The 13,097-nt window shown below is 70.1% G+C and carries 10 protein-coding genes and 1 pseudogene; 4 read left to right on the forward strand and 7 right to left on the reverse strand.

Annotation, left to right across the window (positions count from 1 at the left end; translation table 11 throughout):
- The first annotated feature begins 48 nt into the window (after positions 1-48).
- Positions 49-1,050 (forward strand): ornithine cyclodeaminase family protein, encoded by a 1,002-nt coding sequence (locus PSC72_RS15755; RefSeq protein ID WP_274322376.1) that lies wholly within the window; start codon positions 49-51, stop codon positions 1,048-1,050.
- Positions 1,051-1,449: 399 nt separating this feature from the next.
- Here the strand turns inward: PSC72_RS15755 and PSC72_RS15760 are convergent, their stop codons facing one another.
- Both PSC72_RS15760 and PSC72_RS15765 read right to left on the reverse strand, forming a co-directional pair.
- The gene (locus PSC72_RS15760) at positions 1,450-1,755 is read right to left on the reverse strand and encodes a cupin domain-containing protein (protein WP_274322377.1); all 306 of its coding nucleotides are present in this window, start codon (positions 1,753-1,755) and stop codon (positions 1,450-1,452) included.
- 30 nt (positions 1,756-1,785) lie between these two features.
- Entirely contained in the window at positions 1,786-2,427 is a 642-nt protein-coding gene (locus PSC72_RS15765) for a TetR/AcrR family transcriptional regulator (protein WP_274322378.1), read from the reverse strand.
- A 117-nt stretch (positions 2,428-2,544) separates the two neighbouring features.
- On the opposite strand from PSC72_RS15765, the gene PSC72_RS15770 reads away from it, so the two are divergent.
- Positions 2,545-4,485 (forward strand): ABC transporter ATP-binding protein, encoded by a 1,941-nt coding sequence (locus PSC72_RS15770; RefSeq protein ID WP_274322379.1) that lies wholly within the window; start codon positions 2,545-2,547, stop codon positions 4,483-4,485.
- Positions 4,486-4,522: 37 nt separating this feature from the next.
- Here the strand turns inward: PSC72_RS15770 and PSC72_RS15775 are convergent, their stop codons facing one another.
- A complete protein-coding gene (locus PSC72_RS15775; protein WP_274322380.1) occupies positions 4,523-6,463 on the reverse strand; it encodes a sensor histidine kinase in 1,941 nt (646 codons plus the stop codon).
- A gap of 140 nt (positions 6,464-6,603) precedes the next feature.
- On the opposite strand from PSC72_RS15775, the gene PSC72_RS15780 reads away from it, so the two are divergent.
- Positions 6,604-7,836: an MBL fold metallo-hydrolase gene (locus PSC72_RS15780; RefSeq protein WP_274322381.1), complete on the forward strand. Its 1,233-nt coding sequence runs from the start codon at positions 6,604-6,606 to the stop codon at positions 7,834-7,836.
- Positions 7,837-7,849: 13 nt separating this feature from the next.
- On the opposite strand, the gene PSC72_RS15785 is transcribed toward PSC72_RS15780, so the two are convergent.
- The gene (locus tag PSC72_RS15785) at positions 7,850-8,827 is read right to left on the reverse strand and encodes an AEC family transporter (protein ID WP_274322382.1); all 978 of its coding nucleotides are present in this window, start codon (positions 8,825-8,827) and stop codon (positions 7,850-7,852) included.
- Between the two features lie 205 nt (positions 8,828-9,032).
- Between PSC72_RS15785 and PSC72_RS15790 the strand changes: the two genes are divergently transcribed.
- Complete coding sequence (locus PSC72_RS15790) at positions 9,033-10,475, forward strand: MATE family efflux transporter (RefSeq protein ID WP_274322383.1); 1,443 nt, start codon at positions 9,033-9,035, stop codon at positions 10,473-10,475.
- A gap of 162 nt (positions 10,476-10,637) precedes the next feature.
- On the opposite strand, the gene PSC72_RS15795 is transcribed toward PSC72_RS15790, so the two are convergent.
- The 3 genes and pseudogenes from PSC72_RS15795 to PSC72_RS15810 form a co-directional block, all read right to left on the reverse strand.
- Positions 10,638-11,279 (reverse strand): ThuA domain-containing protein, encoded by a 642-nt coding sequence (locus tag PSC72_RS15795; RefSeq protein WP_274322384.1) that lies wholly within the window; start codon positions 11,277-11,279, stop codon positions 10,638-10,640.
- A 299-nt stretch (positions 11,280-11,578) separates the two neighbouring features.
- Positions 11,579-11,845: a hypothetical protein gene (locus PSC72_RS15800; protein WP_274322385.1), complete on the reverse strand. Its 267-nt coding sequence runs from the start codon at positions 11,843-11,845 to the stop codon at positions 11,579-11,581.
- A gap of 419 nt (positions 11,846-12,264) precedes the next feature.
- Positions 12,265-13,000 (reverse strand): annotated as a pseudogene (locus PSC72_RS15810) (diphthine--ammonia ligase).
- Positions 13,001-13,097: the final 97 nt, after the last annotated feature.

Below are 13,097 nucleotides of genomic sequence, written 5' to 3' on the forward strand. Positions count from 1 at the left end.
CGATGGGATTCCCCCACGCCTTTACTCGCGCTCGCCCTACCGGCGGGTATGACCGACGGAACCGCACTGTTTCTGTCGAGCGACGACGTGACGGGGCTCGCGACGCCCGCCGAGTACGTCGACGCGGTTCGAGAGGGGTACCGCCAGCGCGGCGAGGGCGCGCCGGCTCGCCCGCGGACGCGACTGTTCGGCGGCGACCCGCCGGGGATGCTCACCGGCTACACCGCGATGCTCCCGGAGACCGGCGCGATGGGCGGGTACATGTACACCGGCGGCTTCGGCTCCGGCGACGCCCACTTCGTCCTCCCCCTGTTCGACGCCGACTCCGGCGCGCCGCTGGCGGTCTTCGACGGCGCGAGCCTGAACCCCTTCAAGACCGGCGCGACCGGCGCGGTCGGTATCGACGCCCTCGCGCGCGAGGACGCGACCGACCTCGCCCTGATCGGAAGCGGCGCGCAGGCCCGCGGCCAGCTCCGCGCGGCCGTCACCGTCCGCGACTTCGAGACCGTCCGCGTCTTCTCGCCGACCCGCGAGCACCGCGAGGCGTTCGCCGACGAGATGGACGGAGAAGTGGACCCCGCCGTCCGCGCCGTCGAGTCGAGCGACGCCGCGGTCGACGGCGCCGACGTGGTGATCACCGCGACGAACGCCTCCGAGCCGGTCTTCGACGGCGACGCGCTCGCCGACGGCGCGCACGTCACCTGCATGGGACAGTACGACCCGGAGAAGCGGGAAGTCGACGCGGAGACGGTCGCGCGGGCGAAGTACGTCCCCGACCTCCGCGAGCGCGTCGAGCGCGACGCCGGCGCCTACCTGCTCGCCCGCGAGGAGGGCGCCATCGGCGACGACCACGTCCACGCCGAACTGGGCGAGGTCGTCGCTGGCGTCGAACCCGGCCGCGAGGCCGCCGACGAGGTGACCCTGTTCGACAGCGGCGGGACGGCTATCGAGACGGTCGCCGCCGCGCACATGTGCTACGAGCAGGCGCGCGAGGCGGGCCTCGGCCGGGAGATCGAGTTCCTGCCCGCGAGCGAAGCGTTCGAATCGTAGCTGAGGGCGATCAACGGCAGACTCAACGATTAACTGCGGTGGCGCGCGCTGTCGCGCGCTTTCATGCGCGCGACGAAGCCGTGCGAGGGATGAGAAGCGCAGCCTGCGAGCATCGCAATCGGCTGGGGAGGGGTGTGGCCGTCTGCGGTGCTGTGCGGGGCGGTCGCTGTTGCGGTGTTGTTCCGTCCCTGGTGGACTGAAAGGGCGAGGGGGGCTCGCGTTCATCTAGTCGTCTGAGCGACCCCTACCCGAGCGACCGCAGGTCGCGAGGGTATGTCGCGCAGCGACCGCGAGCGCGCCGAGGGCTTTCAACTCTCAGCGGACGCTACGGTTGCGGTCACTCCGAGCGAGCGCGTCGAGGGCTTTCATCGCTCGTCAGTGCGGTCGCGTTCGATCGTTTCAGTAGTCCGGCGGGACGTAGAGGTTGAGCGTCTCCAGGGGCTCGTCGCCGTCGTTTTCGATCTCGTGAGTCTCCCCGGCCTCGATGACGAGCAGGTCGCCGGCCTCGAACCGCACCTCTCCCCCGTCGACGGTCGCGCGGCCCTCCCCCGACGCGACGTAACACCACTGGTCGCTCTCGGCGTGGAAGTTGTCCGGGCCGCCCGTGGACTGGCCGGGCGAGAGCGTCATCTGGGCGGCCTGGGCGTCGTCGGTCGTCAGGCGGACGTCGAAGAATCCCTCGAAGTCGAGGCTGGTGCGCTTCATGCTCGCCCGTCGGTTCGTGAGCCTACCCCGTCAGTTCTCCGGGTCGTCGCGGGCGTAGGCCGCCGGCTCGCGGCCGTCGGTGATGAGGTCGTCGACGACGAACGCGGCGAGCTGGTCGCGCATCCGGCGGCTGGCGTGCTCGGCGCCCAGCGTCACCTGGTACATCCGGGCGCCGACGAGCGCGGTGTAGATGGCCTCGCCGGTGGCCTCGGGGTCGACCTCGCGGAAGACGCCCTCGTCGATGCCGTCGGCGACGATGTCGGCGACCGTCTCGACGTTCTTCTCGTAGTGGACCGACAGCTTCTCCCGGAACTCCTCGTTGTGGACCGCCTGGACGCGCAGTTCGAGCAGGGCGAGCGCGAACGTCTCGCGGTCCTCCTCGCCGGGCTCGATCACGAAGCGGTCGATGAACTCCTCCAGGCGCTCCAGCGGTTCCTCGGTCTCGGACTCGGCCAGCCGGTCGCCGATCCAGCCGACGATGTTGTCGACGAACGCGAGCAACAGCTCCTCTTTCGTGTCGTAGTGGTAGTGCAGCAGCGAGCGGCTCTTGTCGAACTCGTCGGCGATGTCCTGCATCGTGAGGTGGGCGTACCCGTGTTTACACAGCGCGTGGTACGTCGCGCCCATGATCGCGTCGTGCGTGTCGCCCTGCACGTCCACCTCCGAAGCCATATCCACGAGTTATCCGGCCCGGGCAAAAATCTTCCGCGCCCCCGGATCCCGGGCGATCGATCCGCCGGGACTAACAGGAGAGTCAGTCTTATGTGTGGTACACCGATATGGTGTGGCATGGCACCGGGTGGCCCCGACGACGACGAGTTCGAGGAGTTGCGCGCAGAGGAGTCGAACGCGATGGTCAGGCTGTTCGGCGAGTACGGCCGCGGCCAGCGGACGCGGTTCGCGGTCGGCGGGCTGGCGAGCGTCTTCTCGACGCTGATGGAACTGGTCCCCGCGTTCCTGCTCGGGGTCGCGATCGACTCGTTTCTCGCCGCCGACCAGCCGTTCCGGCTGCCGTTCGTCCCGCGGTCGTGGCTGCCGTCGGCGCCCGTCGAGCAGTTCGCCTTCCTGATCGGCCTGCTCGCCGCCTCGCACGTCCTCGGCGCCGCGCTCGGCTGGCTGAACTCCTGGGCCTGGAACGGCTTCGCCCAGCACTTCCAGCACGAGATGCGCGTCGACGCGTACGACGCGATGCAGCGCCGGGAGCTCTCGTTTTTCGACGACAAGCAGACCGGCGAGGTCATGAGCATCCTGAACAACGACGTCAACCAGCTGGAGGGATTCCTGACGAACAGCCTCAACCAGGGCATCGGCATCGTCTTCCGCGTCGGCGGGATGGGCGCCGCGATGTTGCTCATCAACTGGCGACTCGGCATCGTCCCGACGGTCATCATCCCCGCGCTGGGCTACGCGAGCTACGTCTTCGTCAGGCGGATCCACCCCAAGTACCAGGAGGTCCGCTCGTCTGTCGGGCAGCTCAACTCCCAGCTGGAGAACAACCTCGGCGGCATCGAGGTCGTCAAGTCCTACACCACCGAGCGCTTCGAGACCGACCGCGTCGAGGCGTCCTCCCGGGAGTACCTCGACGCTCAGTGGGACGCCATCACGACGCGCATCGCCTTCTGGCCGACGCTGCGGCTGGTGACCGCCGCCGGCTACACCGCCACCTTCCTCGTCGGCGGCTACTGGGTGATGGTCAACCGCGGCATCGTCGCGGAGCCGCTCCCCTTCTTCAACGGCGCCCTGACGGCCGGGACGCTCGTCGTCTTCCTCTCCTATTCCCGGCGGTTCGTCTACCCGATGCGCCAGTTCGGCCAGATCATCAACGACTACCAGTACGCCGAGGCCGCCGGCGAGCGCATCGTCGGCCTGCTCGACACGCCCTCGGGCGTCACCGACCGCCCCGACGCGGTCGAACTCGACGGGCTGGAGGGGGCCGTCGAGTACGACGACGTGTCCTTCGCCTACGACACCGAGGACGGCGAGGAGCAGGTGCTCGACGGCGTCTCCTTCGAGGTCGACCCCGGCGAGATGGTCGGCCTCGTCGGCCCCACCGGCGCCGGCAAGACGACCCTGATGAAACTCCTCCTGCGCCTCTACGACGTGGACGACGGGGCCGTCCGCGTCGACGGGACTGACGTGCGCGACGTGACCCTCCGCAGCCTCCGCCAGTCGATCGGCTACGTGAGCCAGGAGCCGTACCTGTTCTACGGCACGGTCCGGGAGAACATCGCCTACGGCATCCCCGACGCCGACGACGAGGACGTCGAGGCGGCGGCGAAGGTCGCCGGCGCCCACGAGTTCGTCGTCGACCTGGAGGACGGCTACGACACGAAGGTCGGCGAGCGCGGCGTGAAGCTCTCGGGCGGCCAGCGCCAGCGCGTCTCCATCGCGCGGGCGGTGCTCAAGGACCCGGACGTCCTCGTCCTCGACGAGGCGACCAGCCACGTCGACAACGAGACCGAGGCCGTCATCCAGAACAGCCTCGACGACCTCATCGAGGACCGCACCGCCTTCGCGATCGCCCATCGCCTCTCGACCGTCCGCCACGCCGACACCATCCTCGTCATGGACGACGGCGAACTCGTCGAGCAGGGCACCCACGAGGACCTGCTCGCCGAAGACGGGCTCTACGCGACGCTCTGGAGCGTCCAGGTCGGCGAGATCGACGCGCTCCCCGAGGAGTTTATCCAGCGGACGGCCGAGCGAGAGCAGGCCGGGCTGGACGACTGACCGGTCGACCGGGGGCGCCCGCCACGACGGCGCCCGCTCACACGTCGGCGCGCTCGTTTTCCGCGTCGTCGTGTTCGTTCTCCGGGTCGTCTCCCTGCTCGTTCTCCGGACTGTCTCCGCGCTCTCGCCTCACCCCGGCGGCCCCCTCGACGACGTCGACGCCGGAGAAGACGACCTTCGCGCCGGGCGACCGCTGGCGCGCTTCGCCTTCACGCTCGACTTCGGCCCCGTCGCCGCCGTCCGTGACGCCGAGGTCGCTGTCGGTCATCGCGACGTCCCAGCCGTGTGCGCGGGCGACGGCGTCGACGATGGCGAGCCCGAGGCCGGTGCCGTCCTCGGCGGTAGTGTAGGCGTACTCGAAGACCTGCTCGCGGTCCGCGGGCGGGACGCCGGGGCCGTCGTCGGCGACGAAGAAGCCGTCGTCCGTCCGGCCGACGGTGACGGTCACCGACGGGCCGGCGTGGTCGAGCGCGTTCCGGTAGAGGTTCTCGAAGACGGACTGCAGCCGCGTCGCGTCGGCGTAGACCCGCATCTCGGCCTCGGGCGTCACCTCCAGGGTCGCCTCGCCCGTCTCGGTCGTCTCCCAGGCGTCGCGGGCGACGGTGGCGAGGTCGACCCGCTCGCGGTCCTCGATCGTCTCGCCTTCCCGCGCCAGGGTGAGCGTGTCCTGGACGATCTGGTCCATCCGTTCGAGCGCCTCGGTCGCCTTCGCCAGGTGCTCGTCCCCGCCTCCCTCCCTGGCGATCTGGACCCGCCCGTGGGCGACGTTGAGCGGGTTCCGGAGGTCGTGGCTGAGCGTGCTCGCGAACCGCTCACGCTGCGTGGTCTGCTGTTCGAGGTCGCGGACGCGCTGGCGGTCCTCGGTCACGTCCCGGAGGACGAGCGTGTACCCCTCGACCGTCCCCCTGACCGTCAGCGGGGACGCCGTGACGTGGTACTCCCGGACGCGCCCGTCTTCGAACCGGGTGAACGACGGGACGAACGGCCCGGGCACCGCTCGGTCGACGCTCTCGTCGGTCGTCTCCGCCACGGCGGCCACGCTTGCCCCGGCGGCCGCGCTCGTCCCGGCGGACGCCCGCTCAGTCGCGTTCTCGGCGTCGTCACTCGCTTCGCGGGTCTCGACGAGCTCGGGGATCACCGCGTCGATGTGGCCTCCCTCGTGACCGACCAGTTCCGGGAAGGCGGCGGTGGCGCTCCGGTTGTAGTCGAGCAAGCGCCGCTCGCTGTCGACGACGACGACGGCGTCGTCGAGGATCTCGAGGACCGTCTCGCGGGCGAGCGGCGCGAGGTCGAACAGCTGGTGGCGGAACACCGCCCAGGACGCCAGCGCGAGCGACCAGGTCGACCCGACCACCAGTGCGCCGTCGAGCGGTCCCGGGAGGACGCCGAAGAACCAGGCGTTGAGGACGAGGAACGACGAGAGGTAGCCGACGAACAGCGCGGCCGTCTGGGTGCGCCGGACGCCCGAGCCGAAGAGGAGGTACGCGCCGAGCAGTCCGAGGACGCCGTAGTAGACCAGCGTCTGCGGCAGGAAGAACCCGAACGCGAGCGCCGTCGGCTCGGCCGTGACGTAGGGGAACGGCGTGGCGGTGAACTCGTAGCCGCTCCAGACGAGGTGGTGGTAGGTGTTGGTGGCCTGCAAGGCGACGTAGACGGCGTAGGCCCCGCAGATCGCTGCGATCGCGGCACGCGGTATCCGCCGGAGGTTCCCGGTGTACGCGAGCGCGAAGAGGAACCACGCGAGCGGGATCAGCGTCGCCACCGCGCTGTGGACGCCGAAGAGCGCGACCGAGAGGGCGCGCGTCGCAGCCAGTAGCTCGCCAAGCACGAACGCCCCCGTCAGCGCGTAGAGCGCCGCAACACCGGCGAACAAACGCCCTGGGACGCTCCCGTCGTCGTCCCACAGCCAGACGGCGACCGTCGCGGCGACGAGCGTCGAGACGGCGACGAGCCCGAGGTAGACGCTCTCAGAAACCACGATGTCTCATACACGGGGTGCCGTGATAATAACCTTCCCGCCGGTTAACACGGCGCCGCGTTCCCGCCGGTCAGCACGGCGCCGCGCGGCCTCGCGGCGGACCGACGAACCCAAGCGGCCGGAGCCGCGAGACACGGGCGATGAACGTCCGGTTCCTGGGCGGGGCGCGCGAGGTCGGTCGCAGTGCCGTCCTCGTCAACGACCGACTCCTCCTCGATTACGGGCTGTTGACCGGCAACCCGCCCCGGTTTCCGGTCGAACGCGTCGAGCCGGAGGCGGTCGTGGTCTCCCACGGCCACCTCGACCACGTCGGCGCCGTCCCCTCGCTGTGCTCGGGCGACCGCCGGCCGCCCATCCACTGGACGCCGCCGACCCGGGAACTCGCGCTGACGCTCGCTCGCGACACCCTCAAGCTCCACGGCGGGACCTACGACTGCCCGTTCACGGAGACCGAGGTCCGCCGGGTCACGCAGGTCTCCGAGACCCACGGCTACCGCGAGTCCTTCGAGGCCGCGGGCCACGAGGTCACCTTCTACAACGCCGGCCACATCCCCGGGAGCGCCCACGTCCTCGTCGACGACGGCGACACCAGGCTGCTCTACACCTCGGACTTCCACACGGACGATCAACGGCTCGTGTCCGGAACCACCGCCCGCCCCGACGCCGACGTGGTGCTCTGCGAGTCGACCTACTCGGACGTCGAACACGAGGACCGCGCGGCCATCGAGGACCGCTTCGCCGAGAGCGTCCGCACCACGGTCTGGCAGGGCGGCACCGTCGTCGTCCCGGCCTTCGCGATCGGTCGCACCCAGGAGATGCTGCTCGTCTGCGAGGCCCACGATATCGACTGCTACGTCGACGGGATGGGCAAACAGGTCACGCGGATGCTCGGGCGCCACCCCGAGTTCGTCCGCGACGCCGACGCGCTCCAGCGAGCGACGTCGGCGGCCCGCTTCGTCGACGGCCGCGACGGCCAGCGCCGGCGCATCGCCGACCAGAACACCGTGATCGTGACCACGAGCGGGATGCTCTCGGGCGGCCCGGCGATGACGTACATCCCCGCGACCCGGTCGAGTCCGACGAACAAGGTCACGATGACGGGCTACCAGGTCGAGGGCACGCCCGGACGGGACCTCCTGGAGACCGGGAGCGCCGAGATCGACGGCCGGCGGATGCCCGTCAGCGCACAGGTCGAGTCCTACGACTTCTCCGCGCACGCCGACCGCGACGGCCTGTTCGAATTCCTCGACGCCTACCGCGACGCGCGGGTCCTCGTCAACCACGGCGACCGCTGCGAGGCCTTCGCCGCCGAGCTGGACGGAGACGGGTTCGAGGCGTCGGCCCCGGCGGTCGGGGAGACGGTCGAGATCTGACCGCCCGCGTCGCTCACCCGAGGACGCCGAGTTCGGCGAGCAGGATCAGCCCGGTGACGATCGGGAGACAGCCGAGGATCGTGAGGAACACCACGGTACCGACGTAGTCAGCGGTCGAGACGGGCGCCCCAGCGTCGTCCGCGAACTCCAGAGAGAGGACGAGCGGCGTCACCGCGGCGGGGCCGGCCGCGAGGACGACGAAGGCGGCGGTCACCGTCGGGTCGCCGACGTTCACCAGCAGGGCGACCGCGAGTGCGACGACCGGCGCGACGAACAGCTTCAGCCCGACGGTCGGGAGCGTCTCCCGCACCGTCGCGGACAGGTCCATCGACTCGACCTGCAGCCCGAGGATCAGGAGGAAGACGGGGATCGAGGCGTTGCCGAGCAGCCGGAGCGTCTCCATCGCGGTCCCGTCCTCCGGCGGGACGACGCCGAGACCGGTCACCAGGCCGGCGGCGACCAGCGCCCAGACGACCGGTTGCCGGAGGACGCGCCTGAGTCCGTCGACGTACGCCTCCTCGTCACCGCCGGTCGAGAGGAGGTAGATCCCGAGGGTGTGCAGGAGGACGTTCTGCACGAGGACGAACAGCACCGCGGTCGAGCGGCCGATAGCCCCGAAGGCGAACGATGTGACGGGGATGCCGAAGTTCCCGGCGTTCGGGACGGCGGCGGCCATCGCCGCGCCGAAGGCGACTGGCCCGTCCTGCCCCCGGAGCCGACCCATGCCGAGCGCGAGCGCGCCCATCGCGAACGTGAACACGACCATCGCGGCGACGGCGGCGGTGACGGTCCCGAGGTCGGCGGTGAGCGTCACGAGCGTCTCGAAGACCAGCGCCGGCAGGAGCACGTAGATGGCGGCGGCGCTCAGCCCGTCCGTGTCGACCTCGCGGACGCGGCCGAGGAGGTACCCCACGAACGCGATCGAGAGCGGCGGCGCGACGGAAGAGAGGAATATCGACGGGAGCGAGCCGATCGCGTCGAGTGCCTGCACGGTATCGGCTACGGGAACGCGATCGCTCCGGAAAATCCTGACGACTTGGGCCCGCGCGTCGCCACGTTCGCGGGCCGTCGCCGGTCGTCGTGCGGACCGGAGACCGGCCGGCAGCGACCGGTCTGTCACGAGCCTGCACACCCCAACCGGAGCGTCCGACCGGAGTCTAAACGGTTTTCACCGTCCGGACGAAACCCGGGTCGTGGTGTCCTGGTCCCGATACAACCCCGTTCGAGCGCTCCTCCTCGCAGTAGGGACGCTCGTCGCGCGTTTCGGTATCATCGACCGGGAGCGCGTCGAGCGGGCGACGGACCTGTCGTGGCCGCGCATCGTCACCGGCCTCGCGCGGATGTCCCGCTCGACGGCGGACGTCGCGATGGTCGGCATCGCGCTCGGCCCGGCGGCCATCGCCGGCGTCGGCTTCGCCAGCCCCTTCTGGGGCCTGGCGTTCTCGCTGGGCGGCGGCGTCGCCGGCGGGACCATCGGTCTCGTCTCACAGCGGTTCGGTGCCGACGCCTACGAGGAACTCGCCCTCTCGGTCAAGGTCAGCGCCCTCCTCACCGTCGCGATCACCGCGCCGCTCGTCGGTATCTACGCCCTGTTCGCGGAACCGCTGATCGCCCTCATCGGGTCGGGCGACGAAGCGATCCGCTTCGGTGCGGACTACCTCCGGGTGGTCGCGATCGGCGTCCCCTTCGCCGCGCTGAACCTCATCGGCAGCCGCACGCTCGTCGGCGCCGACGACGCGTGGACGCCGATGATCCTCCGCGGTGGCGGCGCCGTCGTCAACATCGTCCTCAACGCGGTGCTCATCTTCGGCCTCGGCTGGGGTGCCGCCGGTGCGGCCATCGGGACGGCGCTGTCGAACGTGCTCGTGACGGTCGCGTTCGGCGTCGGCCTCGCCCGCGGCGGCCTCCCCGGCATCGGCGAGTTCCCGGTGCAGGTGCCGCTGTCGGGTCCCCACCTGGACCGCTCGCTGTTCGGCGACCTCGTGGAGATGGCGACGCCGCTGATCGGGACGAACCTCGCCCGCAGCGGCGGGCAGTTCCCGAAACTGTACATCGTCGGGCTGTTCGGTCCGAACGTCGTCGCCGCGTACGTCGTCGCGATGCGGGTGCGCGCGCTGATGGACACGCCCAACTGGGGCTTCAGCATGGCCTCCTCGTCCCTCGTCGGCCAGGCGCTCGGCCAGGACGACGAGGACGACGCCGGCGCGTGGGCCCACGACATCGTCCGCTTCTCCGTCGCCGTCTACGCCATCATCGCGGTCGGCGTGTTCGCCCTCGCGCGACCGATCGGGCAGGTGTTCGTCGACGACCCCGCGATCCTCCCGACGGTCGTCACCTTCATCCGCGTCGCCTGCTTCGGCGTCCTCTTCAGCGGCGTCTACGGCGGGTCGACCGGGCCGTTGCGCGCCAGCGGCGACACCCGCTGGCCGCTGTACGCCCAGCTCACGGGACTGTACGTGTTCGCGCTCCCGATCGCCTACGTCGGCGTCGCGGTCCCCGAGATCGGCCAGACCGCGCTGTACGCCGCCGTCCTCGCCGAGATGGCGATTCCGGCCTGCATCACCTACTACCGCTACCGTTCGGGTACCTGGAAGATCGTGAGTCGCGACTACCGGCCCGACGCGACCCCGGGCGACTGAGCGCTCGGTCGGAGCCACCGCCGGACCGAGACCGGCCTGCGGCTGGCGCTCGGAGCGGAGTACTACCGCTACGGCCTGTACGTCAACCCGGCGGACTGAGGGCGTCTCGGGGCCGAAGCCGCCCCGATCCGCCGGCGCCGTTGCGTCCGGATTCCGGCCCGGTCAGTTCGCGCCGGCCCACTTGACGGCGTTGCGCAGCAGCGCGACGAACGAGTCGTGTTCGAGCGCCTCGTCGGTGTGGCCGAGCGAGATGTAGGCGACGCGACCCGCGGAGTCGTTGGTCCAGACGACCGGGTAGTCGTCGAGGTCGGGGTGGTCCATCCGCGCGAGGACCTGCAGGTCGTCGTCCCACTCGACCTGGTAGGGCTCGTCGAAGACGGAGAAGTCATCGACGCCCTCGGTGATCGGGTGGTCGGCGACGACGTCGACGCCGAACTCCGAGTCCTCTGGGTGCGTGAGGAAGTGTCCGCCGATCAGTTCGCGCAGTTCCGGGAACGGCTCGTCCATGTGGTCGATCACCTCGTCGGGGTCTTCCGGCGCGATCGAGGTCAGGTCGGACGCGCAGTGGACGCCGACGTAGCCGCCGCCGGCCTCGACGTGCCCGAGCAGGGCGTCGAGCTGCTCGTCGGTGAGCGTCGAGTCGGTCAGGTAGTCGACGAGCACGTCGTACTCGCCGGTGAGCGCGTCGCGGTCGTCCGTCACTGTCAGGTCGTAGCCCTCCAGAGCGGCCGCGAACTGCGGGCGCTTGTCGTCGATAGCGTGGAACGGGAAGGTGTTCTCCCCGAGCACGAGGATCCGTGTCATGCCCGATGGGTCGACCGTCTGCCGGATAGCTCCACCGGTCGCGGAAGTGGCGGCTGATACGCGTTCACACTGGACGTATGCCCTGCCATCACGTACCGGGTAAACAATTATTAAGGTCGGCCTCCACTGTGAATATGTATGGCAACACGCCAGTCCGCGTCGGAGCCGACTCCGACATATCACACGTGCAGCTGTGGGAAACAGTTCGAAACCACAGAGGAGCTTCTCGAGCACGCGCGGGAATCACACGGGCTGAGCGTATTCTGAGTCGGCGCGCCGGTTCGGGCTGGGCCGGCGCGTCAGTAGATCCTGACCTGGAACTGTTCGTAGCCGCCGTGAGAGAGTTCTAACGAGCCGACCCACCAGTTCCACCGCTCGACGAGGCTGTGGTCGTCGGGCGCGTCGTCGAGGTTGTCCAGCACCGTCTCGGCGTCCAGTTCGAACCCCAGGTCCTCCTCCACGAACCCCGAGTCCGCCAGGTCGCGGGCCTGCCGGGCGACGACGCGGCGCGCGTCGGCGTCGCCCTCGAAGCGTTCGAGCTCCCGTTCCAACCGTTCCCGGTTCACACCCGAGGAATCGACGCCGAATCCCTTGAAATCACCACCATCTTTTTCGCCGCGCGCGCGCCCCCGGGCCAAAAACATGGGTGAAAAAGGCCGAATCCTCGCTCCGCTCGGATTCGGTGAACCGCCTCGCTTCGCTCGGCGGATGCTCATTCCAGCCAGGCGTCTTCGATCCGGACCGTCCCGCGAGTACCGTCCCACTCGGTCTCGTAGTCGAGGCGGATCGCCCGGTCCATGTGCGGCCCGTCGGTCCCCAGCGTCTCAGAACCACCTTTTTCAGCGTCGGGTATCCTCGGCCGCCTTCGGCGGCCTGCGGGTACCGCTCCTCGAAAAATCTGGACCAAAAAGGCGCTCGCTCACCCCGTTCGCTCGCGTGAATCGCGCCGCGAAGCGGCGCGAACGTTCGTCTCAATAATGACCGTTCACTCCAGCCAGGCGTCCTCGATCCGCACCGTGCCGCGCGTGCCGTCCCACTCGGTCTCGTAGTCCAGTCGGATCGCCCGGTCCATGTGCGGCCCGTCGGTCACCAGCGTCTCGAACTCGCCGCCCTCACCGAGGATGTGGACGCCGTATCGCTCGTTCAGGGACTCCAGTTCGTCCAGCGCGTCGGCGTCGAGCCGGCGGCCGAGCCACGACTCGTCGAGGCCGCCCGCGGCGACGCGGATGATCCGGATCTCGAAGCCCGCGTCGAGCATCGCGTCGGCGAGGTCGCGCGGCTCGCGCTGCCAGAGCGGGGCGAACACGTCGGCGTCGAGCCGGTCGGCCATCGCCTCGATGCGCGAGGTCTGGTACTCACTCTCGACGGCGCCGGCGGTGACGCCCGCGAGGCCGCCGGGAAGCTCGTCGGCGAGTTCGTCGAGCGCCGCTTCGAGCGGTTCGAGTTCCGCGTCGCCCTGCGCGCCGGAGTCGACCGTCTCGCTCGCCGCGAAGTCGTCGGGCTCGACCTCGACGAGCGGGATCCCGACGCTCTCGGCGGCGAGCCCCGCCAGCCGCGTCGCCGGGACGTGGTACATGTACGAGTCGCCCTCGGGGTGGACCGTCACGAGGCGCTCGACGGGTAGCCCGCGTTCGAGCGCGCGGTACAGCGCCCACGAGGAGTCCTTCCCCCCCCGAGAAGAGCGCGACCCAGCCCCCCGCGTCGCCGGCGTCGTCTGTCATACCCACCGGTAGGCGCGCTCGCTCATTTACGCCCTTCCATCTTTTTCTCCGGGGGGTGTCCTCGGTCGCTGCGCTCCCTGCGGGCACCCCCCGGCCA

It is taken from the genome of Halosimplex aquaticum (assembly GCF_028747785.1).
In the GTDB taxonomy this organism is placed as follows: Archaea; Halobacteriota; Halobacteria; order Halobacteriales; family Haloarculaceae; genus Halosimplex; species Halosimplex aquaticum.

What these genes read in the sequence shown, in the direction of transcription:
- PSC72_RS15755 (WP_274322376.1), top strand. Translation starts at nt 49, where the DNA reads ATGACCGACGGAACCGCACTGTTTCTGTCGAGCGACGACGTGACGGGG.
- PSC72_RS15760 (WP_274322377.1), bottom strand. Translation starts at nt 1,755, where the DNA reads ATGAAGCGCACCAGCCTCGACTTCGAGGGATTCTTCGACGTCCGCCTG.
- PSC72_RS15765 (WP_274322378.1), bottom strand. Translation starts at nt 2,427, where the DNA reads ATGGCTTCGGAGGTGGACGTGCAGGGCGACACGCACGACGCGATCATG.
- PSC72_RS15770 (WP_274322379.1), top strand. Translation starts at nt 2,545, where the DNA reads ATGGCACCGGGTGGCCCCGACGACGACGAGTTCGAGGAGTTGCGCGCA.
- PSC72_RS15780 (WP_274322381.1), top strand. Translation starts at nt 6,604, where the DNA reads ATGAACGTCCGGTTCCTGGGCGGGGCGCGCGAGGTCGGTCGCAGTGCC.
- PSC72_RS15795 (WP_274322384.1), bottom strand. Translation starts at nt 11,279, where the DNA reads ATGACACGGATCCTCGTGCTCGGGGAGAACACCTTCCCGTTCCACGCT.